We start from the raw sequence: 21,725 nt of genomic DNA, 5'->3' as shown, positions 1-21,725 counted from the left end.
CGGGAAGCGTGTGATGAGCGTTCTTGAGCTGTGGTTACGCGAAGAGATCAACCCGGACGAGCACCGTACCGTCCTGACCCCTGATGACGCCCGGGTGCTGATCGCCGACGGCGTGCGGCTGACCGTCGAGGAGTCGGCGCACCGAATCTTCGACACCGGGGAGTACGCGGCGGCCGGTGCCCGGATCGTCGCGGCCGGCACCTGGCCGGAGGCGTCGGCCGAGACCGTCATCGTGGGGCTCAAGGCCCCTGCCGACGAGCCGGAGCCGCTGCGCCACCGGCACATCTTCTTCGGGCACGCCTACAAGGGTCAGCGCGACGGGGCGGCGCTGCTGCGCCGCTTCCGGGCCGGTGGAACTCTGCTGGACCTGGAATACCTGACCGACGACACGGGCCGTCGGGTCGCCGCGTTCGGCTACTGGGCCGGTTACGTGGGCGCGGCGTTGGCGCTCCTGCATTTCCGGGGCCGGCTCGTCCCGCCCCTACGGACGATGAGCCGCCCGGAACTGGACGAGGCTCTCGTCGCGTCCGGGAACGCCCGTGTACGCGCCTTGGTGATCGGTGCGCTGGGCCGGTGCGGCCGGGGCGCGCGAGACGCGCTGTCAGTGGGCGGAGTCGAGCCCACGGCGTGGGACGTCGCCGAGACCCGCGATCTCGACCGCCGGGCGATCCTCGACCACGATGTGCTGGTCAACACCGTGCTGTCGAACGAACTCGCGCCTCCGTTCGTGCGCCCGGAGGATCTCGACGACCCGGCTCGCAAGTTGTCAGTGATCAGCGATGTGACCTGCGACGTAACGTCCGAGTTCAACCTCCTGCCGATCTACCGGAACCCGACCGACTGGGCCCGGCCGGTGCACCACCTGCGTGCCGAGCCCGCGCTCGACCTGCTCGCCATCGACAACCTGCCCTCGTTGCTGCCGCGTGAGGCGAGTGCGGCCTTCTCCGCCGACCTGCTGCCGCACCTGCGCACCCTGCCGGACGACACGCCGGTCTGGCGACGGGCGTACGACCGGTTCGCCGCCGCGACATCTGAACTCGACCTGATGGGAAGCCCGTCGTGACATCCACCCTCACTGAGCCGACCGGACGGGTTCACTGGCTCGGCACCGGTCTGTCGACCGGGAGCGGGCTCGCCCTGGTCTGCGCCACCGCTACCGGCACCACGGTCTGGGGACGCAGCCGCGAGAAGGCGCAGGCCTGTCTCGACCGGCTCGGGCTCACCGGCCAGGCCGACGCGCGGGAACTCGGCTGGGAAGCCCTCGCCGACGCCGTACGCCCTGGTGATCTCGTGGTCTCCATGCTGCCGGCCGCGGAGCACCCGACAGTGCTGCGGCTCTGCCTGCGCCAGTCGGCGCACTTCGCCAGTTCCAGTTACGTCTCCGCGGAGGTCGCCGAGCTGGCCGCCGACGCGCGACGAGCCGGGCTCGTGGTGCTGACCGACGCGGGGCTCGACCCCGGAATCGATCATCTGCTGGCTCATCGGCTCGTTCAGGCCGCAGAGAAGGCCCTCGGCGATACTCCGGCGACTGTGTCGTTCACGTCGTACTGCGGGAGCTTCCCCGCGGTGCCGAACGACTTCCGCTACCGGTTCAGCTGGGCGCCGCGGGGTGTCCTGACCGCCCTCGGCACCCCCGCCCGCTTCGTGGAGGGTGGCCGCGAGCTGACCGTCGACCGGCCGTACCGCGCTGCGGAGAAGCTTGTCCTGGGTGGCGAACCGTTCGAGGTCTACGCGAACAGGGACAGTATCCCCTACATCACCACATATCAGTTCCCTAAGTCCTGGGAGGTTGACACCTTCGTTCGCGGCACGGTCCGGCTCGACGGATGGACCGACGCCTGGCAGCCGGTCTTCGCTCAGCTGGAGAACGGCACCGCCGACGAGATCACCGCTCTGGCCGCGCGGCTGGCCGAGCAGTACCCGGCCACCAGCGAGGACCATGACCGGGTGGTCATGTTCGTACGGCTGGAGGCGGTTACCGGCGACGGAGCGCGCTGGGCCGGCGAATACACGATGGACGTCCAGGGGGATGCCACCGAGAACGCGACACCTCGCCTGGTCTCCGTGGCCCTCGCCGGCGGGCTCGCCGAGTTGCTGGCCGGACGGATGTCTCCCGGTCTGCACCAGGCGACCTCCGACCCCGGGTCGATCGACAGCTGGTTGGACTTCCTGTCCGCCAACGGCGTCGCCTGCCAGGAATATCTGCCATAGGCCGATGATCTGGTACATGGTTGGAATTCGATCGCCTCATGGTGTTCCGAAGTAAGTACACTTCGGACGGTCTGGCGCGGTTCACAGCCAGTTACGGGGAGGCCAGGACATGGCGCAGCAGTCGGAGACCGGGCAATCGGCGACGATTCGGCGTGGCATTCTGCCGCTGCTGATCTTCGCCGCGTTGACCGCCGCGATGGACGTGTACGGCAGCAACCGACTGCAGGTGGTCAGCCCGGAAAGCCTCACCGCGGTCTCCTTCACGCTGACGGCGGTCTTCTTCCTCGTCCTGGAGGTCGTGCGTAACGGCACAGCGTTCCTGACCATGCTGCGTGATTCACGTCACGACGTCATCGCCATCAACATCACCACCGCCGTGACGTGGCTCGCCACCTTCTACGCCCTCCGCAACCTGGAGCCCGCGGTAGTGAACGTGGTCGGCCTGGCCCTCGGTCCGGTGTTCATCCTCGTGACCGGCGCGATCCTGCGCCGGGGGGCGTCCGTCATCGCTGCGGAGGTCGTGGTCGCGTTGGGGATCTGCGTGTTCCTCAGCGTCCTGGTGTGGGGCTCCTTCACCGGTGAGACCGCCGTCGGGGACATCGGTGAGAGCACCGCCGCCTGGGGACTCTTCTTCTCGGTGGTGTGCGCGATCGGATCGGCGGCCAACATCACCTACATGAAGCGGCTCAGCGATCGCGGTCGCAGCCCGCAGGAGGTGCTGGCGGTGCGGTTCTTCCTGATGATCGCGATCGGGTGGGCGATGACCGCGACGAGTTCGCTGGACGAGGTGCGGGCCGCGCTCGTGCCCGGCGCCGTGGTGGCCGTCATCGGCATCGGGCTCCCGATCTACGTACTGCAGATCGGGATCAGGCACACCGAGCCCATCACCACGGCACTGATCGTCTCGCTGTCACCGATCTTCGCCTACTTCATGCAGTTCCTGGACGGCCGGCTGCAACCCTCACCACTGACCATCGTGGGAATCGTGGGCATCGTGGCACTCGCGACCGCCGGGACCCTGGCCCGGGCTCGCCACGACGGCCGATTGGTAACTGCGACCGTGCCGTCGGCGTACGACACCGACGGAGTCCGCCGATGAAGGAGTCCTCCATGAAATGCGCCATCGTCGACGCGTACGGCGCGGGCCGGCACCTGCCGGCAGCGCTGCGGCGTCGCGGCATTGAATTCATCCACATCCGCTCTGACGCTCCCGACTGGCGGCTCAGCTACCGGCCCGAGGAATTCACAGTCGACCTGAAGCACGAGGGTGACCTCGACGCCACAGTCGCCCGGCTCCGGGAGCACGACGTCGGCATCGTCGTGGCCGGCGCCGAGTCCGGGGTGTTGCTGGCCGACCAGATGTCCGCCGCCCTGGGCACATCGGGCAACGGCATGCGGAATCCCCTGGCGCGGCGCGACAAGTTCGCCATGCACGAGGCGATCCGCGACGCCGGCCTGGCCGCCGCCGACGGCTTCCGGGCCGAGTCGGTCGACGAGATCCTCGGCTGGGCGGGTGACCGGGGGCAATGGCCGGTGGTTCTCAAGCCGCCGTCCAGTGCGGGCGGGGACAACGTCTACGTCTGCCACTCCCCTGACGAGATCAGGGACGCGTACGCGCGGATCACCGGCAACATCGACCGGTACGGCCGCCAGAACCGCCTCGTTCTGGTGCAACAGTTCCTGGCCGGCACCGAGTACTACGTCAACTCGGTCAGCCGGGCCGGTGTGCACCGGATCGTGGAGGTTTGGCGCTATCACAAGCGCTCCACCGGCGGTCGGACCATCTACGACTACGAGGACCTGCTGGCCTGGGATGACAGTGCGGCCCGGCAGATCGCCGACTACACCCTGGCGGTGCTGGACGCGCTTGAGATCCGTACCGGCGCAGGGCACACGGAGGTCATGCTGACCGCGTCCGGACCGGTTCTGGTCGAGTGCGGCGCCCGCCTCGGCGGCGGCCAGATGCCTGAGCTGTTGACCCGGTGCACCGGCACCAACCAGGTCGACAGCCTCGCCCTGGCGATCGCCGACCCTGAGGTCTTCACGCGTCAGGGGACCAGCGGTTATCGGCTCGACGCCAATTTGCGCTGCGTCAACCTGATCACCGAGCGCGACGGCGTCATGCCGGGTGCCGACGCCTGGGCGGCCGTCCGGGCGCTCCCGTCCTTCGACAGCCTGGTGCTCAACATCCCGGAGGGCACCCTCCTGTCGCCCACCACCGACATGGCCACCTGCCCGGGCACGCTCTACCTGTGTGCCCCCGACCGGCAGCAGGTCATCGCCGACTACGACCGGCTGCGCTCGCTGGAACTCGCCGGCCTCTACGGCAACTGATCAACACGTCTTCGCCTCGCCGCGGCACAGCACGACGCCGCGGTGAGGTACGGGGGTGCCCGCTGGCCTGATCCGGCACCGCCGTCCACTCGGGAAGGAGCGACAGAGTGCCCACCGGAACCGCCGACCGCGCCGCAGTTGCGGCCACCGTCAAGCGGGTCGTCATCGCACAGTCCCAGCTGACGATCAGCGCCGGTCGGATCACCGAGACAGAGCCGCTCACCGGGCCGCTGCTGGACGTGACCTCGCTGGGCCTGCTCGCCGTAATGCTCAAGATCGAAGAAGAGCTCGGTGTCACGCTGCCCGACGATCTGTTCTCCGCCCCCCTGCCGCGCACCGTGGGCGACCTGGTCGACCTCGTGCAGCGGGCCGCCCGATGAGCGGCCCCGCCGCCGGATTCGGCGCGGCCCTCGATGCGCTGCCCGCCGACCTGTTCGACTGCGTGCAGGTCAACCTCGCGCTGCTGGCCGACGTGCGGCACGGACCCGGCACCCATCTGCGCCTCGGCGCGCGGCTCGCCTTCCGGCCCCGGCTCGACGACGGTTGGTGGACAGTCGAACCCGTTCCTGCCGACCAGGTGGATCACTCGGCCGGGCTCCTCGGCCTCGCAGTCGCCGAGCGCTGGGACGCCTGCCCGGCGGACCGGGTGCCCGAGTTGATCGCCGGGCGCGAGCCGCTCTACGTCGTCGCCGACGCCTACCACCTGCCGTGGCTTCCCTACGCCGGGCAGGAGCACATGCGGCACAGCTTCCTTGTGCACTCCCACGATGACGGCGTACGTGTCTGGGACGCCTACCGCAACGACACCCGATGGGGGCCGGCAGTACCGGGACACTGGGACCTGAACGTGAAGGACCTGGTCACGGCACTCGGCGACACCGCCGACGTGATCAGCTTCGGCGCGGCGGCGCTGCCCGACCCGCGGCCGACGGTCGAGCTCGACGACCCGACCGAATACCTGGCCGCGTACGCCGACGCCCCGGACCCCGCTGCCGCGCTCGCCCGCCTGACCCTGCAGACCTGGCTGCTCGCACGGTCCCGGCTGCTGCACGCCACCAGCCGCGGAATGGAACTCCAGGAACATCTCGGGGCCTGGCAGGGGCTGGTTCAGCAGACCTACGTCGCGTGGCGGATGGCGCAGCGCGGCCGGCCGGCGTCGGAGGCCCCGCTGCGGCGACTTGGTGAGCTGCTGCACCGGGACCAGGCGCTCTTCGCCGTACCGGCGGCCGGCGGGCAGCAGTGGCGGCAGCACGTCGCCGAGGCTGCCGCGTCCGTCCTCCGCCTGCCCGTGCCAGTGGTGCTGGGTGGCGCCCGGTTCGACACCTCCCCCGAGTACGGCTCGTTGCGGATCGTCGAGATCGTCGAGCTGGTGGAACGGGTGGTCGGTGTGGAGTTGTCCGCCGACGATCTCGTGCCGGAGAACCTGCAGGACCTCGACGGCCTGTGCCGGATCGTCGCCCGCGCCGGGACCGGCGCCCGATGACCCTTCTGCACGAGCTCTTCGACACGGCGGCCCGGCGTGCCCCCGACGACGTGGCCGTCACCGCGGGCCCGGACCGGACCACCTTCGCCGAGGTGGTGACATCGGGTCGCCGGATCGCGGCCGGGCTGCTCGGGGCGGGGCTGCGCCGCGGTGACCGGCTGGTGATCGTGTCACCGCCGTCGGTGGTCCTGCCCGCCGTCCTGTACGCCGCGGCCCGCGTCGGCGTCATCTTCGTCGTCCTGCACGAACAGCTCCGCGGCGATCCGTTGCGACATGTGCTCGATGACTGTGAGCCGGCCCTGGTCCTCAGCGATGACGCGGAGGTCAGAGTCCTGGCGGCCGAGTCCGGGTCCGCAGCGGGCGACCTCAGCGGACTGGTGGCGCGGGCACCGCTGGACGGCCTGCCGCCGGGTGGTGAGCCGCTGACAGTGGACCCGGTGTGTCTTGTCTACACCTCCGGTTCCACGGCTCGACCCAACGCGGTGGTCTCCACCCACCAGCAGATGCTGTTCGCTGTCGCGGCCATTCAGGATGCCGTTGGCTATCGCCGCGACGACGTGGTGTTCTGCCCGTCACCGGTCTCCTTCGACTACGGGCTGTACCAGCTCTTCCTCTGTGCGCTCAGCGGCGCTCGGATACACCTGGCCGGTCTGACCGTCACCGGGCCCGGCCTGACGGCGGCGCTCACCGCGACCGGCGCGACAGTGCTCGCGGCAGTCCCGTCGACGGCCGAGATGCTGGCCCGGCTGCTGGGCCGTGGCGGTGAGCCGCCGGAACTGCGGCTGCTCACCACCACCGGCGCGGCGATGCCCGTGGACCTGCTGCAGACGCTGCGGGCCCGGATGCCGAATCTGCGGACCCAGGTGATGTACGGCCTGACCGAATGCAAGCGGGTCGCCATCATGCCCCCGGACGGTGATCGGGAGCGGCCCGGGTCGAGCGGCCGGCCGCTGGCCGGGACGGAAGTGTTCGCCATCGACAGTAAGGGACGTCGTCTGCCCGACGGTGCCGTCGGTGAGCTGGTGGTCCGCGGCCCGCATGTGATGTCCGGCTATTGGCGGCGTCCGGAGCTGACCGCCGACCGGTTCCGGGTGGAGGAGGGCCTCACCACCCAGCTGCGCACCGGCGACCAGGGCCGGGTGGAGACCGGGGGATGGGTCTACGTCGACGGTCGTACCGACGACATCTACAAGGAACGCGGATACCGGGTGAGCGCCACCGAGGTGGAGGCCGCGGCTCGCCGGATACCGCGGGTCACGTCCGTCGCGGTCCTGCCACCGCGCGACGGCGTGCGGTCGGTGCTGGTCGCCGTCACGGAGCTGGCGGCGGAGACGGTGCTGGACCAGCTGCGCGACCATCTCGAGGTCTTCAAGATCCCGCAACGGTGCGTGGTGGTCGACGGTCTGCCGCTTACCCACAACGGCAAGATCGACCGCAAGGCCCTGACCACCCTGGTGGCCGAGAGTGCTTGACCACGAGCTGGCCCGCCACGTCGCGGCCACTGCCGGAACCCCGGCTTACGTGTACGACCTGGCAGCCGCGCGGGACAACCTCGCCGCCCTGCGCATCGCCCTGCCCGAGGGGACCGACACGTACTACTCGGTGAAGGCCAACCGGCACCCGGAAATGCTGCGCGCGCTGCGCGACGCCGGCAGTCGTGCCGAGGTCTGCTCGCCGGGCGAACTCAGCGCCGCTCTGGCGGCCGGCTGGGATCCCGGCACCATCCTGTACGCCGGTCCCGGCAAACGTGACGTCGACCTGCGCACCGCGCTTGCCGGGGGCGTGCGGCACTTCTCGGTGGACTCGCCGAACGCCCTGGACCAGCTGAACCGGTGTGCGGAAGCGGCTGGCGTGCCGGTGTGGTGCCTGCTGCGGATCAACGCCGACGCGCCCGCGTCCCGGCCCGGCCTGACCATGACCGGGGTGTCGTCGCCGTTCGGTGCCGACGCCCGCTGGGTGGCGACCGCCCCGGAGCGGTTCGGGCACCGGCCGCACGTGACAGTGACCGGGCTGCACCTCTACATGGGCACCAACCTGACCACCGTCGACGATCTGCTCGCCCAGTTCACCAGCAGCCTGCGCACCGCCGCCGACCTGCGCGAGGTGCTGCGCGCCCAAGGGGTACGCCTGGACGTGCTCGACCTCGGCGGCGGGTTCGGTGCGCCGTTCGGCCGGGCCGGCGGTCGCCTCGACCTGTCCGGGCTGCGTGAGCCGCTCACCGCCCTGCTGGACGCGGAGGTACCGGACTGGCGGGACGGCCGACCCCGGATTGCCTTTGAATCGGGCCGCTACCTCGTCGGTACCGCCGGCACCCTGCTCACCCGGGTCCTCGACGCGAAATCGTCGCACGGCAGCTACCTGGTCGTCCTCGAGTCAGGCATCAACCACCTCGGCGGCCTGTCGGGGCTGCGCCGCCTCCCACCGCTGGTGCCGAGCCTGATCCCGGTCGACGCTGCGGCACCCACAGCGGTCACGGTGCCGACCACCGTGTGCGGCCCGCTGTGCACTCCGCTGGACGTATGGGCGCGGGGCGTCGAACTGCCCCGGCTCGAACCCGGCGACCTGCTGGCTGTACCAAACGTCGGCGCCTATGGCCTGGACGCGAGCCTGCTCGCCTTCCTGGGCCACCCGCTGCCGGCCGAGGTGGTTCTCGACTCCACCGCCCCGGCACCGGCCACCTGGCACGTGTCCCGGATGGACCTGGTCCGTACCCCGATCTCCCTGGGAGAGCCGCTGTGAATCCGGAGTTCGTCGCGCTGCTGTCGCGTTTCCTCAAGTACGCCACCCCCGACCAGATCACCGCCGACGCCTCACTGCACGATCTGGGCCTGGACTCGATGCAGTCGATCGAGCTGCTCTTCGCCATCGAGGACGACTGTGGTGTCAGCCTTCCCGACGAGGCGTTGACCGAGAGCACGTTCGCCACTGCCGGAAGCCTCTGGGCGGCCGTGCGCAACGCTCGCGGTGACGCCTGATGACGGCGGTGGCGGCTACGGTCGTCGACCTGGCCGGGCGGGTGGAACGGGTCGCGGCGGTGGCCCGGGAACATGCCCGGCGTACCGACGACGAGGCGGTCTTCCCCACCGAGGCGCTGGCCGAACTGCGCGCATCCGGGCTGCTGGCGCTGGTCGTGCCGGCCGCGTACGGCGGGCTGGGCGGCGGCCCGGCGGAACTGATCGACTGCGCCGAGTCGCTGGCCCGCGCCGATCTGTCGGTGGCTCTGATCTTCGCGATGCACTGCCAGCAGGTCGCCACCGTCGCCAGGTATGGCGGCGATGAGCTGCGGGCGACTCTTCTGCCGCGCATCGCCGCTGGCGAACGCTATCTGGCGTCGGTGACCACCGCTGCGGGCACTGGTGGTCACCTGTTGTCCGCGAGCGCGCCGCTGCGGGACACGGAGGAGGGACTGCTGATCGAGCGGTTCGCGCCGATCGTCACCGGCGGTGCCCACGCCGACGGCTTCCTCATCACCATGGGCAGCCCTGGCGCCGACGTACCCGGACAGGTCTGCCTCGTCTATGCCGAGCGCGAGCAGTTGGAGATCACCGAGTCGGGCCAGTGGCAACCGATGGGCATGCGGGCCAGCCACAGTGTGGCGCTACGGCTCACCGGTACGGTCCCCCGCCACCAGTTGATCGGCGCGGAGCACGGGTTCCGGGAGATCTCGCTGGCCCTCTTCTCGCCGCTGGCCCACCTCGGTTGGGCCGCCTGCTGGCTGGGTGCCGCCGCCGGGGCGCTGTCGCGGGTGGCGACCCTGCTGCGCAGCCCCGACGGCCGGCGTCGATTCGACCATCAGTCCGAGTTGCTCCTGACCCGTCTGGGTCGGGCCCGCCATCGGATCGACGCCGTCCACGCGCTGCTGCGGCACACCCAGCGCATCGTCGAGGACGGCGGTGACCTGTCGACCGCGCCGGTGCAGATGCTGCTGAACGGCCTGAAGGTGACCGCTGCGGAGTCGTGCCGGCAGGCCGTCGAGGAACTCGTCGACGCGGTCGGGTTGCGGCACGGCTACTTCAAGGACTCGGACACCTACCTCGAACGGGTCCTGCGGGATCTGCGGTCGGCGTCGCTCAACTACCACAACGACCGGCTCGACCTCGCCGACGGACGGCACGTGCTGCTCGACCGGAAAGTCACCCATGTTGGTGGGTGAGCGGACGACAGGGTCCGGCGACGCGCTGGCCCGGGCCCTCACCGGTGACCGTCCGGTGTGGCCCGCTCTGGGGGCGTCCGGCGTCATCGCGTCCCTCTACGAGCCGGACGGACGCGTCAGTCCGGAACGGCTCGGCCGGCTGCTGGCCGCGGTGGACGCGTCCCAGCCGATCGGGGTCACACTGGGCGTCTGTGTGCAGGTCGCGGCGGCACTTCCGCTGCTGCGTACAGCCCTGCCGGATCATCCGCTGACCGCCGAGGTGACCGCCGGGCGGGCGGTGCTGGCGCTTGCCGCCACCGACAGCGGCCGTGGTTCGCAGCTGAGCTCGCTGGGCAGCGGCTACCGGATCGACGGCGACCGGCTCACCCTGACCGGCACGAAACGGTGGATCACCAACGCGCGTACCGCCGACGCGTTCCTCGTGCTGGCCCGGCATGAGGAGGGCCGGCACTTCACCAGCTTCAGCTTCGTGCTGGTCCCGGCCGGCGCTCCCGGTGTAACGGTGACCCCGGCCCGCACCGAGTTGTTCGACGGGGCCGGGCTCGGCGACGTGACGTTCACCGGCGTACAGCTCCCCGCCACCGCCGTCGTCGGCGGCCGTGGCCGGGGGATGGCACTGTTCGCCCGGCACATCGCCACCGAACGGCTGGCCGGTGGTCTGTGGGCGGTCGCCCTGTGCCGGCGTGTGCTGGCCGACACCGTGGAACGCCTGCGCCGGCTCGACGACGGCGGCACCTCTCTCTGGCAGGACCCGGGCGTACGGCGGCACGTGGCCGGATGCCTGGCCCGCGTCCACGAACTCCGCGCGGTGTGCGTGACCGCCGGCCCGCTGGTCGCCACGCGGCACGATCCCGCAGCCGCGGCCCGGGTGAAGATCGCCACCGCCGACACCGTCGACCACGTGCTCGGTGAATGCGCCCGCCTGCACGGCGCGGACGGGTTCGTCGACGACGGCGTCCAGCGGCTGCGTACGGAGGCGGCGGTGTTCGGCATCGGTGGCGGTGTCGGCGAGGTGGCCCGTGAGCTGCTCGCCGACCGGGTCGACGACCTCCTGCACGGTCTCGCATGGTGACGGTGGTCCGGGAAGGGGGAACGATGACGAACTGGGCGGATCTGAGCTGCTACACCAGCAACCTGGCCGCCTACCTGGCCCCCGGGCGGCCGCACCTGCGGTCCGAACTGGCCGACGCGGTTCGTCTCGCGGTCCTCCCCGCGACGACGGCACTGTCGCACCACACCCGTATCGACGGTGGCAGCCTGGGATATGTCGGGACGGGCCGGTGGGCGGAGGCCACGGCCGGGATCGCCGCTGAGCTGGAGACCCACGGCAAGGTCCTGGCGGTCGCGAACACCGAACAGCTGCAGTGGTCTCCCGAGTACCAGCGCCGCGCGACGCCGCACTGGGTGCTGCTGACCGGCCGGCACGGAGGCGGCTGGCAGGTGGAGGACCACTTCGCCGCGACGACCCCGCACGGCGATCATCGGCCGTACCACGGGCAGGTCACCGAGGACGAGCTGAAGGTGCTGCTCACGCCGGTCACCACGGTGTCCGGTGAGGTCGCCAACCGCGATCGGCACGCCCTCGGCGAGCCCGTCGAGGTGCCACCGCCATCGCAGTACCGCTGGCTGGCCCGTACCGCTGCGGTGCGTACTCCCGTGGAGCCGGGGTGGCTCACCGGCTCGGACGCGGTGACGCATCTCGCCGCGGTGGTCGAGGACCGGGCAAGGCTCGCCGCTCTGGCCGACGACCTGTGGGCGGCCAGCCGGCACCAGCTCTTCCGCCACCGGGTCCGGTCGGCCGCCGGGCTGACCGACCCGACGGCCGCCGCTGCCGCTGTCTGCGCGTGGGAGGAACTCCCACGGGCTCTGCGGTTCGCCGTGGAGTCGGCCGACCGTGGGCGGCCCCGGCCGGGTGTGGTCCGTGCCGCGTTCGACCGGATCATCACCGAGGGGGCGACCGCGTGAACACGCTGTACGACTGGTTCGCCGAGTCCGCCGCCCAGCATCGGGATCGGATCGCGCTGGACCTGGGCGCCAATCGGCTCCGGTACGGGGAACTCGACGATCTCGCCGGCCGGGTCGCCGCCGCGGTGGTGCGCCGGCTCGGACAGCCCCCGAACCGGCTGGGGCTGCTCGCGGCTCGCAGCGCCGGTGCGTACGCCGGATATCTCGCCGCCTACCGGCTGGGTGCCACGGTCGTGCCGCTCAATCCGGCGTATCCGCCTGCGCGGACCGCGGCCGTCGCCACGGCGGCCGAGCTGGACCTGGTCCTCGCCGACGCCGGTGGCAGCGCCGGTGCGGTGCCGGTGCTACCTGTCGACGACAGTGCTCTCGCCGCGCTCCCACCTGCCAACGGGGTGGCCGCACATTGGGCGGACGCGGCCCGTCCGGCGTACATCATGTTCACCTCCGGGTCGACCGGGACGCCGAAAGGCGTGCCGGTGACCCATGCCAACGTGCTCGCCTTCCTGCGGGCCGTGGCCGGACGCGCGGAGCTGACCAGCGACGCCCGGGTGTCCCAGATGTTCGACCTCACCTTCGACCCGTCGATCTTCGACCTGTTCGCCACCTGGGGCGCCGGAGCGACGGTGGTGGTGCCGCAACCGGCCGACCTGTTGGCGGCGGTCCGGTTCGTCCGGCAACGCGAGATCACCCATTGGAGTTCGGTGCCGTCGGTGATCGCCATCGCGCGGCGGCTACGGCAGCTGGGCCCGGACCGGATGCCGACGTTGCGATGGAGCATGTTCTGCGGCGAGCCGCTGTCCGTCGACGCTGCGGCCGCCTGGCAGGGTGCCGCGCCGAACAGCGTCATCGAGAACATGTACGGACCCACCGAACTCACGGTCACCTGCACCGGCTACCGCCTGCCGGCATCGCCCGCCGACTGGCCGGCCACCACGAACGGCACCGTGCCCATCGGGGAGCCCTACCCGGCAGTCGCCTGGCTACTGCTCGACGAGGACCTGCGCCCCGCAGCCGAGGGAGAGCTGTGCGTCAGGGGCCCGCAGCGGTTCCCGGGTTATCTCGACCCGGCGGACGACAGCGAGCGGTTCGTCACCGAAGCCTCCGGCAGTTACCGGCTCCGCCATGGCACGCCGTCCGGATCGGACTGGTACCGGACCGGAGACCGGGTCCGCCACGAGAACGGCCGGTTGATCCACCTCGGCCGGCTGGACCACCAGGTGAAGGTGTCCGGATACCGCGTCGAACTCGGCGAGATCGAGGCGGTCGCCCGGCGACACCCGGAGGTGGCGCAGGCTGTCGCCCTGGCCCTCGCCGTGCCGACGGGCGGTGTGGAGCTGCACCTCGCCTACGAGGGGCCGGTGGTCGACGAGGAGCAGCTGCTGGCCATGCTGCGGGCCACGCTCGCTCCGTTCATGGTGCCCCGCCGGCTCACGCGGTTCGAGGCTCTGCCGCTCACCGCCAACGGCAAGATCGACCGGGGCCTGCTCGGCCGTGTCCTGCGGTCAGTTCAACTTCCGGGACAGGGCCCGGGTGGCGCGTCGCATCAGCTGCCGAACGGCGGGGGACCGGTCGCCGGCCCGGACGGTGGCGCGGATCTGTCGGTTCGGGCATCTATTGTCCCGAGTGTGGGCGGCATGCCAACCTGACTGGGTGCCACTGGATCCGCGGCTGCTCGCCGCGTTCACGCTCGCCACTGTCGTCGCTACGCTGGCGCCGGGCCCGGACATGCTGTTCGTACTCGGTTCCGGGATGCGTGGTGGCCCACGTACCGGGCTGCTCGCCACTGCCGGCATCGCGACCGGCGAGGCCATCCACGTCATCGCCGCGGCCGCCGGGCTCAGCGCGCTGTTCACGGCGGTGCCCGAGGCGTTCACCGCGTTGCGCCTCGCTGGTGCCGTCTACCTGGCCTACCTGGGCATCCAGATGATCCGGCAGTCCGGTGACCTGGTGGTGTCCACCGGTGACGGCGCGCCCATCTCGGCTCGCCGTGCCTACCTCACGGGCTTCCTCACGAATCTGTCCAACCCGAAGATGATCATCTTCTCGGTCGCGTTTCTTCCGCAGTTCGTCGATCCGTCGCTGGGGTCGGTGTGGATCCAGTTCGCTGTGCTCGGCGCCATCCTGATCTGCCTGGAGTTCCTGATCGACGGTGGGGTGGGCGTCTTCGCCGGTCGGGTCGGAGGTTGGCTGAGACGCCGTCGTACCGTGCGCCGTTGGGTCGACACCGGTACCGGCGGCATCCTGATCGCGCTGGGACTGCGGCTGGCGGTGGAGTAGCAGCGCGTCGTCGCGCGTTCGTCCGCTGGAAGGCATCCGGTCCCGCAACGGGTCCGGTCTGCGTGACCGAACCAGTGCGGGACCGGATGCCTGTCTCCTGTTACCCGGGTGCCGGGGCGAGCGGGTGATCAGCCGAAGCAGTTGGGCACCGGCGGTGAGCTGGGTGTGCAGTTGGTGGGCCGGTTGCCGGTGATGGCCGTCTTCTGGTCCACCGTGACCTGGCCGCCGTCGTTGAAGATCCCGCCGGGTGCCAGGGTGGAGATGTTGTCGGTGACCTTGCTTTCGGTGAGGGTGAGCGTGGCGTTGTTGTAGATGCCGCCGCCCTGCGAGTTTGAGCCGATGGCCCTGTTCCGGTCGACGTGGGTGCGGCGCAGTACGACGGTGCCGCTGCCGTTGTAGACGCCACCGCCGTGTTCGATGGTGCTGTTCGTGCTGGCGACGTTCTCGCTGATCCGGCTCTCTTCGGCCACGAACTGGTTGATCTGGTTGAACACGCCGCCGCCGCGTTGGCCGGCCTCGTTGTGGTGGACGTTGCCGTGCTTGAGGCGGAAGTCGCCGTCGGTGAAGATTCCGCCACCCTCGCTGCCGGCTCGGTTGTCGTTGATCTCGACGTTCCTGGCCTCGGTGGTGGAGTTGAGGCCGCCGCGGATGCCACCGCCGCGGAAGCCTGCGGTGTTGTTGTCCAGGTGGACGTTGTCGAGCACCGCGACCTGGCTGTTCGACAACCCGCCGCCAGCGCCGCCGATCGGCACGATGTTGAAGGTGCCGATCGTGTTGTTGTAGCTCAGTCGGGTGTTCTGCACTGTGAGGTTGCCGTTGTTGTAGATGCCTCCGCCGTCGAACACGGCGCTGTTGTTGCTGATGGTGCTGGCGCGGTCCTTCTTCCCGTCCTTGCCTTTGCTGTCCCAGTCCTTGCCGTTGCCGTGGTCGTTCCCGCCGAGGATCTTCGTGACGCCGTAGTTGGCGATGCCGCCACCCGGGCCGTTGGTGTGGTTGTAGACCACCTCGGTGTTCTCGATGACGGCCCTGCCGCCGATGTCGATCCGGATGCCACCGCCGCCCTGGCCGATCCCACCCTCGGCCAGGCCGCCCTTGATGGTGGCGTCGCGCAGCGTCAGGTCGCCGCCGATTCCGACTTCGAGGATCCGGAACGGGGTGGCGTTGGCCGCGCGGACGATTGTGGATCCGTTTCCGTCGATCACGACCTGCTGGGTGATGATCGGTAGGCCGACCGCGCCGAAGGGCACCGGTGGCTGGGGTGCCGACCTGTTGAGCGTGTAGGTGCACTTCTCGGCGAGGCGGAGCTTCGCCCCGGAGTCGGCGTTCGCGCGGACGATCGCCGCGATCAGCTCGTCGGCGTTGCAGGGTACGGACCGGAAGTCGTCGCGATGGTCGTCCTCTTTCTTGTGGTCCCTGCCGTCGCGGCCACCCGGGTCCTGGCCTCCGTGGTCGTCGCCGCTGCCCCGGCTGCCGTCGGCGAGGACCTGCGCTCCGGCGTTCGACGGGCTGCCGTCGTTCTTCCCGGCTGCCCCGCTCACTCCCGCCGAGGTGAAGGCGGCCAGACCGAGCACTCCGGTCAACCCGGCCGCCCCGGCGACGAGCCAACGCGCCCGGCGCCTCTTCGGCAGCGGGGCCTGGTCGGCCGCCACTTCGCTCATCTTCGGGTGTAGATAGTTGGACATCGAGCTACCCAGCCCTTCTCGGTACACCATGTTTCCGGACGTCGCAGTCGGTGCAGAGGGCGACAAATCGGTTATCGCCACCAAGGCGAAGGTAGTCGAGCGAAGCTCACATCAACCGGGCTTATGCGAAAAAGACCTACATTCGACCTAAGCGGCACAGACGTTCCGTTGGCCCCACGCGCTCCCACCTGCCCCACTGGTGTCGAAGCCGGCCCGCTCGGCGTGCATCACCGCCTCCAACTCGTCCTTCATGAAGCCGGAGCATCCCCGGCGTCGGGGACCCGCCGACTTCGCGAAAACGGAGTGGATCACTCGCTCGGCCCAGCGAGGCGGGCATCGCGCTGGTTCGGCGTCGCGACCCGGGTTGCTGGCACGCTTGACGTGGGCGAGGTCAGCGACAAGAATTCACATGAATCGCTGTTAGCGTTAACAACCCGTCCCAGTGCTGCGACGGCATCGTCATGCCGATGTCGCGTCGGTCGCGACGGCCTGATTCCTCGGTCAGCACTACCACTGCAGGGGAGAATCTATGCGAACGAGGGCAAGATGGCTCGCGGCGACTGCCGCACTCGGTGTTGTCCTCGCCGGGGTGCTGACCTCGACCGGACCGGCCAACGCGGAATCCAACGGCGGGGTGCGGGTCATGCCCCTCGGCGACTCCATCACCGAAGGCACCCAGGTGCCGGGCGGGTACCGCATCGGGCTCTGGCAGCGGCTCGTCAACGGTCGGTACACTGTGGACTTCGTCGGGTCGCAGTTCAACGGGCCTGCCAGCCTGGGTGACCACGACCACCAGGGTCATCCCGGCTGGCGCATCGACCAGATCGACGCGAACATCGTCGGCTGGCTGAACACCCAGCGGCCGCAGACCGTTCTGCTGCACATCGGCACCAACGACATCCTGCAGAACTACAACGTGAGCACCGCGCCGAACCGGCTGTCCACCCTGATCGACCGGATCACCACAACGGCTCCCACCGCAGAGGTGTTCGTCGCGCAGATCATCCCGCTCTCCAACAGCAACCAGGAGGCGGCCGCACGCACGTTCAACGCGGCGATCCCCGGCATCGTGCAGAGCAAGGTGAACGCCGGCAAGAAGGTACGCCTGGTCGACATGCACAGCGCACTCACCACCGCCGACCTGATCGACGGCGTCCACCCCACCGCCGGCGGTTACGACAAGATGGCCGCCCGCTGGTACAGCGCGTTGCAGTCGGTGCCCGGCAGCATCGGCAACCCGGGCAGCGGCACCGGGCAGACCACCGCGATCGTGGGTACCTTGTCCGGTCGCTGCGTCGACGTCCCCGGCTCCTCCACCACGAACGGCACCCAGGTGCAGTTGTGGGACTGTCACGGCCGCACCAACCAGCAGTGGACCTACACGAGCAGCAAGACGCTGACCGTGTACGGCAACAAGTGCCTCGATGCGGCCGGCTACGGCACCTCGCCAGGCACCCTGGTCACCATCTACGACTGCCACGGCGGAACGAACCAGCAGTGGAACGTCAACGCCAACGGCACCATCACCGGCGTGCAGTCCGGCCTCTGCCTGGACCCGTACAACGTGGGTACCGGCAACGGCACGAAGCTCGTCCTCTGGACCTGCACCGGTCAGGCCAACCAGCAGTGGAGCCGCCGATAACCTGTGCGGCGGCGCCGGGTGGTCGGATCGCTGACGGTCCGACCACCGTCGTCCCCTGCTGCCCACTCTCCGGACGGCATCGACCGGGTTCGGTGGGCGGACGATAGGCTGCGGCCGGCATCGGAGTGACCTGAGGGGAACGGGTACGGGTGATGGGCGGAACGGCTCGCGCGGTGGTCGCGCTCTGCGGGCATCTGGCGTGAGCGACGGGTTGCGTCTCGGTGACCCGACACGCCTCGGTGGGTACGAGGTGCTCGACCGGCTCGGCGACGGGGGCATGGGCAGTGTCTTCCTGGCCCGTTCACCGCAGGGTCGGCTGGTGGCGGTCAAGGTCGTCCGTGCCGAACTCTCCCACGACGAGGAGTTCCGGGGTCGGTTCCGTAGTGAGGTGAACCGCGCCCGCCAGGTTCCACCGTTCTGCACAGCCGAGGTCCTGGACGCCGACCCGGACCATGACCCGCCGTATCTGGTGGTGGAGTACGTCGATGGCCTCAGCCTGGCCGAGGTGGTTCGAACGCAGGGCCCGCTGGAGGCGGCGCGGCTGCACAGCATCGCGGTTGGGGTGGCCACCGCGCTCACCGCCATCCACGGCGCTGCGGTGATCCATCGCGACCTGAAGCCGGCGAACGTCCTGGTCGCACCGGGTGGGATCAAGGTCATCGACTTCGGCATCGCCCGAGCGTTCGAGGCGACGAGCCAGCACACCCGGACCAACCAGATGGTCGGGACCCTCTCGTACATGGCTCCGGAGCGGTTCGACACGACTTCCGGCCGTCCGGCGGGCCCGGCCGCGGACGTCTTCGCCTGGGGTGCCCTGGTCGCCTACGCCGCGACCGGGCGCAGCCCGTTCGGGGGCGACTCACCTACCGCCACCGCCATGCGAATCCTCACTCAACCACCGGACCTGACCGGGCTCGATGGGCCGTTGCGGGAGTTGGTCTCCCGCGCGTTGGAGAAGGACCCCACTGCCCGGCCCACCGCCCGGGAGTTGCTCGACGGGTTGTTGACGGTAGCGTCTCCGGTGGGCGCCGGCGGGCCGGCCGAGCTCCCGGGCGCGACGCCGTCGAGTGTGCCGCCCGCTCCCGGTGGTGATGATCAGGGCGCGGGGTCAATGCCATCGGGTCTGGCCACTGGCGGTCGCGGGGGTTCACGCGGGCGTGGCTGGCTCATCGCTCTGGGCGCGACCGCTGCGGTGATCGCCGTGCTGGTGCCCGCTGTCCTGTTCGGTCCGAAACTGTTCGACGGGCAGTCCAAAGCGGACCTGGCCGGCTCGCCGCCGAGCGGTGGCCCGGAGACGAGCGGTCCGGCGGCCACGGCGTCCACGCCCGCGTCGGGCAAGCCGTCCGCCTCAGCGTCGGCCAGCACGGACCCGACCCACGCCATGCTGGCTGGTCAGCGGCGAATCCTGCTGCACGTGGTGGAGATCGACCGTGACCTGTCGCTGCCGTCTCACGGCGAGCTCGAGGTCGGCAACGGAACCGGCAAGGACGCGCTCTTCGTGCTTGAACCAGTCGGTGTCGACTACATGATCAAATCGGTGAACCCGGAGATCGCCCACCGACCCTGTCTCGGCGTCAAGGTCGATTCAGAAGGGTACTCGGCGCTGGTGGGAGCCGACTGTCGGCCGACCAAGGCAACTCTGTTCGCGATGAGCCGTGAGGGCAGGGACGACAAGGGGCGCCCCTCCTACGCCATCATCAGCGAAGAGTACGGCCCGGTGCAGTGGAGCCCGACCAAGAAGGAGATCTTCGTCGAGTTTCTCGGCGACGCGCCGCTGAACACCACGTTCAGCCTTGTCGATCGAGGCGCTGTCTGACTCGGACGTACCCGGCCCCTGCGGGCCAGCCACCGCCGGCTCTGATTCGCAGGTGATCGCTTTCTGACCGTCGCCGCGCCAGCGCTCCTGCCGGTCGACCCGTCAGGCTGCGTTCATCGGCACCGCCAGCAAGCTGCGGGCGATGGGCAGCCGTCGATGTTAACGCGCTCGTGGGGCCTCCTCAAGGGCTCGTCGGTGGTCCCTGCGGGGGATCTGGGTCGATGCCTGCGGGAATGCGGTTCAAGTCGTTTCACCCCAAGATCCGCAGCCCGGCAGCGGCAGATGTTCCCAGCGCGTTACGTCTTGACGAACGGCATGTTATCGCTCACAGTCGATGCCTAAGGACGACGAGACCTCGGCTTTCCGGGCAAGCCCTGCTTCGTCGATCTCGAATCAGGCGTGCGCCACAGCTCGCCGGCGTCTTGTTAACGCTAACTATCTGACGTCTGCGCGCTCGGCCACGCGTCGCGGTACGCCCATCCTCGGGCAGGCCGTTCGGCTCTTGGTCACTGGAGGAGGATCATGTCTGCCCTCGATAGGTCTCCATCGATCGCAACGCCGTCACGGCGGCGACGGTGGTGGTTGCCCCGCATCCTCGCCGCCAGCGCTGCGGCGTTGATGGTCGGTGGTGCCGCCGTAACTGTGGTGTCGTCACCCGCCGCCGCGGCGACGGTCGACACGAACGCGTGGTACGTGTTGGTCAACCGCAACAGCGGCAAGGCCCTGGACGTCTACAACCTGGCCACGAATGACGGTGCCCGGATCACCCAGTGGGCCCGCAACAACGGCAACCAGCAACAGTGGCAGTTCGTCGACTCCGGTGGTGGCTACTACCGGGTGAAGTCGCGGCTGTCCGGCAAGGTGCTGGACGTCTCGGGCTTCTCGACCGCCAACGGTGGCAGCATCGTGCAGTGGAGTGATCTCAACGGCACCAACCAGCAGTTCCGGCTGGCCGACTCGGACAGCGGCTACGTCCGGTTGATCAACCGGAACAGCAACAAGGTGATGGAGGTGCAGGGCGCCTCGACCGCCGACGGCGGAAACATCGTGCAGTACGACGACTGGAACGGCGCGAACCAGCAGTGGCAGTTCGTCCGCGTCGGCGGTGGGACCGACCCCACCACGCCGCCGCCGACCACCCCGCCGCCGGGCGGCACGTGTGACCTGCCCTCGACGTACCGGTGGTCCTCCACCGGGGTGTTGGCGAACCCGAAGTCGGGTTGGGTGTCGCTGAAGGACTTCACGGTCGCCCCGTACAACGGCCAGCAGCTGGTCTACGCCACCACGCACGACTTCGGTAGCAGCTGGGGCTCGATGAACTTCAGCCTCTTCTCGAACTACTCACAGATGGCCTCGGCCACCCAGAACACGATGAACTCCGGGACTGTCGCGCCGTCGCTGTTCTACTTCGCGCCGAAGAACATCTGGGTGCTCACCTACCAGTGGGGTGGCACGGCGTTCTCCTACCGGACCTCGACCAACCCCACCAACGCGAACGGTTGGTCCGCGGCGCAGCCGCTGTTCACCGGAAGCATCACCGGCTCCGGTACCGGTCCGATCGATCAGACGATCATCGGTGACGGTACGAACATGTACCTCTTCTTCGCCGGCGACAACGGCAAGATCTACCGGGCCAGCATGCCGATCGGGAACTTCCCGGGCAACTTCGGCAGTAGCTACACGACCATCATGAGCGACACCACCAACAACCTGTTCGAGGCCGTTCAGGTCTACAAGCTGCAGGGTCTGAACAAGTACCTCATGATCGTCGAGGCGATCGGCTCGACGGGCCGCTACTTCCGTTCGTTCACGGCGACCAGCCTGAACGGTTCGTGGACGCCGCAGGCCGCGTCCCAGAGCAACCCGTTCGCGGGCAAGGTCAACAGCGGTGCGACCTGGACCAACGACATCAGCCACGGTGAGCTGCTGCGCACCAACGCCGACCAGACGATGACCGTCGACGCCTGCAACCTGCAACTGCTCTACCAGGGTCGTTCCCCCAGCTCCGACGGCGTCGACTACGGCCTGCTGCCGTACCGGCCGGGCCTGCTGACCCTGCAACGCTGACCGATTTGAACAAGCTCGACTGACCCGGAACGGGCGGGGGGGGCGGGGCCCCCCCCCCCCCCCCCCCCAGGTAAACCCGCGCCCCGCCCCCCCCG

Annotated in this window: 18 protein-coding genes; 17 read left to right on the top strand and 1 reads right to left on the bottom strand. The window is 69.7% G+C overall.

Annotated features, from left to right (window positions below):
• Nucleotides 1-13 precede the first annotated feature (13 nt).
• The 14 genes from AB0K35_RS09020 (at nt 14) to AB0K35_RS08955 (ending at nt 14,423) form a co-directional block, all read left to right on the top strand.
• Nucleotides 14-1,063: a saccharopine dehydrogenase gene (locus AB0K35_RS09020; protein ID WP_238668929.1), complete on the top strand. Its 1,050-nt coding sequence runs from the start codon at nt 14-16 to the stop codon at nt 1,061-1,063.
• Nucleotides 1,060-2,211, top strand: a complete 1,152-nt coding sequence (locus AB0K35_RS09015) for a saccharopine dehydrogenase family protein (RefSeq protein WP_363884567.1) — start codon at nt 1,060-1,062, stop codon at nt 2,209-2,211. The genes AB0K35_RS09020 and AB0K35_RS09015 overlap by 4 nt, the downstream gene beginning before the upstream one ends.
• Nucleotides 2,212-2,320: 109 nt before the next feature.
• The gene (locus AB0K35_RS09010; protein ID WP_363884565.1) at nt 2,321-3,310 is read left to right on the top strand and encodes a DMT family transporter; all 990 of its coding nucleotides are present in this window, start codon (nt 2,321-2,323) and stop codon (nt 3,308-3,310) included.
• The gene (locus AB0K35_RS09005; RefSeq protein WP_357360618.1) at nt 3,307-4,545 is read left to right on the top strand and encodes an ATP-grasp domain-containing protein; all 1,239 of its coding nucleotides are present in this window, start codon (nt 3,307-3,309) and stop codon (nt 4,543-4,545) included. Before AB0K35_RS09010 ends, AB0K35_RS09005 begins: the two co-directional genes overlap by 4 nt.
• Nucleotides 4,546-4,652: 107 nt before the next feature.
• Nucleotides 4,653-4,925: an acyl carrier protein gene (locus AB0K35_RS09000; RefSeq protein WP_238668933.1), complete on the top strand. Its 273-nt coding sequence runs from the start codon at nt 4,653-4,655 to the stop codon at nt 4,923-4,925.
• Nucleotides 4,922-6,028, top strand: a complete 1,107-nt coding sequence (locus AB0K35_RS08995) for a hypothetical protein (protein ID WP_238668934.1) — start codon at nt 4,922-4,924, stop codon at nt 6,026-6,028. Before AB0K35_RS09000 ends, AB0K35_RS08995 begins: the two co-directional genes overlap by 4 nt.
• Nucleotides 6,025-7,500, top strand: a complete 1,476-nt coding sequence (locus AB0K35_RS08990) for a class I adenylate-forming enzyme family protein (RefSeq protein WP_238668935.1) — start codon at nt 6,025-6,027, stop codon at nt 7,498-7,500. The genes AB0K35_RS08995 and AB0K35_RS08990 overlap by 4 nt, the downstream gene beginning before the upstream one ends.
• Nucleotides 7,493-8,767 (top strand): alanine racemase, encoded by a 1,275-nt coding sequence (locus tag AB0K35_RS08985; RefSeq protein WP_363884562.1) that lies wholly within the window; start codon nt 7,493-7,495, stop codon nt 8,765-8,767. The genes AB0K35_RS08990 and AB0K35_RS08985 overlap by 8 nt, the downstream gene beginning before the upstream one ends.
• The gene (locus AB0K35_RS08980; RefSeq protein ID WP_238668937.1) at nt 8,764-9,003 is read left to right on the top strand and encodes a phosphopantetheine-binding protein; all 240 of its coding nucleotides are present in this window, start codon (nt 8,764-8,766) and stop codon (nt 9,001-9,003) included. Before AB0K35_RS08985 ends, AB0K35_RS08980 begins: the two co-directional genes overlap by 4 nt.
• Nucleotides 9,003-10,181: an acyl-CoA dehydrogenase family protein gene (locus AB0K35_RS08975; protein ID WP_238668938.1), complete on the top strand. Its 1,179-nt coding sequence runs from the start codon at nt 9,003-9,005 to the stop codon at nt 10,179-10,181. The genes AB0K35_RS08980 and AB0K35_RS08975 overlap by 1 nt, the downstream gene beginning before the upstream one ends.
• Nucleotides 10,168-11,253 (top strand): acyl-CoA dehydrogenase, encoded by a 1,086-nt coding sequence (locus AB0K35_RS08970; RefSeq protein ID WP_363884559.1) that lies wholly within the window; start codon nt 10,168-10,170, stop codon nt 11,251-11,253. Before AB0K35_RS08975 ends, AB0K35_RS08970 begins: the two co-directional genes overlap by 14 nt.
• Before the next feature lie 23 nt (nt 11,254-11,276).
• Entirely contained in the window at nt 11,277-12,146 is an 870-nt protein-coding gene (locus AB0K35_RS08965) for a hypothetical protein (RefSeq protein WP_363884557.1), read from the top strand.
• Entirely contained in the window at nt 12,143-13,792 is a 1,650-nt protein-coding gene (locus AB0K35_RS08960) for an amino acid adenylation domain-containing protein (RefSeq protein ID WP_363884555.1), read from the top strand. Before AB0K35_RS08965 ends, AB0K35_RS08960 begins: the two co-directional genes overlap by 4 nt.
• Before the next feature lie 4 nt (nt 13,793-13,796).
• Nucleotides 13,797-14,423 carry a LysE family translocator gene (locus tag AB0K35_RS08955; RefSeq protein WP_238668942.1) on the top strand — a complete coding sequence of 209 codons (627 nt, stop codon included), beginning with the start codon at nt 13,797-13,799 and terminating at the stop codon, nt 14,421-14,423.
• 128 nt (nt 14,424-14,551) lie between these two features.
• Here AB0K35_RS08955 and AB0K35_RS08950 read toward each other — a convergent pair whose 3' ends face one another.
• Nucleotides 14,552-16,105 (bottom strand): hypothetical protein, encoded by a 1,554-nt coding sequence (locus AB0K35_RS08950; protein ID WP_363884552.1) that lies wholly within the window; start codon nt 16,103-16,105, stop codon nt 14,552-14,554.
• A gap of 529 nt (nt 16,106-16,634) precedes the next feature.
• Between AB0K35_RS08950 and AB0K35_RS08945 the strand changes: the two genes are divergently transcribed.
• The 3 genes from AB0K35_RS08945 (at nt 16,635) to AB0K35_RS08935 (ending at nt 21,630) form a co-directional block, all read left to right on the top strand.
• Nucleotides 16,635-17,747 carry a ricin-type beta-trefoil lectin domain protein gene (locus AB0K35_RS08945; RefSeq protein ID WP_238668944.1) on the top strand — a complete coding sequence of 371 codons (1,113 nt, stop codon included), beginning with the start codon at nt 16,635-16,637 and terminating at the stop codon, nt 17,745-17,747.
• A gap of 199 nt (nt 17,748-17,946) precedes the next feature.
• Entirely contained in the window at nt 17,947-19,563 is a 1,617-nt protein-coding gene (locus AB0K35_RS08940; protein WP_363884550.1) for a protein kinase, read from the top strand.
• Between the two features lie 522 nt (nt 19,564-20,085).
• Entirely contained in the window at nt 20,086-21,630 is a 1,545-nt protein-coding gene (locus AB0K35_RS08935) for a non-reducing end alpha-L-arabinofuranosidase family hydrolase (protein ID WP_238668946.1), read from the top strand.
• Nucleotides 21,631-21,725: the final 95 nt, after the last annotated feature.

This window comes from Micromonospora sp. NPDC053740 (assembly GCF_040677775.1).
Classification (GTDB): domain Bacteria; phylum Actinomycetota; class Actinomycetes; order Mycobacteriales; family Micromonosporaceae; genus Micromonospora; species Micromonospora alfalfae.
The sequence above is the reverse complement of the archived record's forward strand: the minus strand, read 5'-3'. Positions and strand labels throughout refer to the sequence as shown.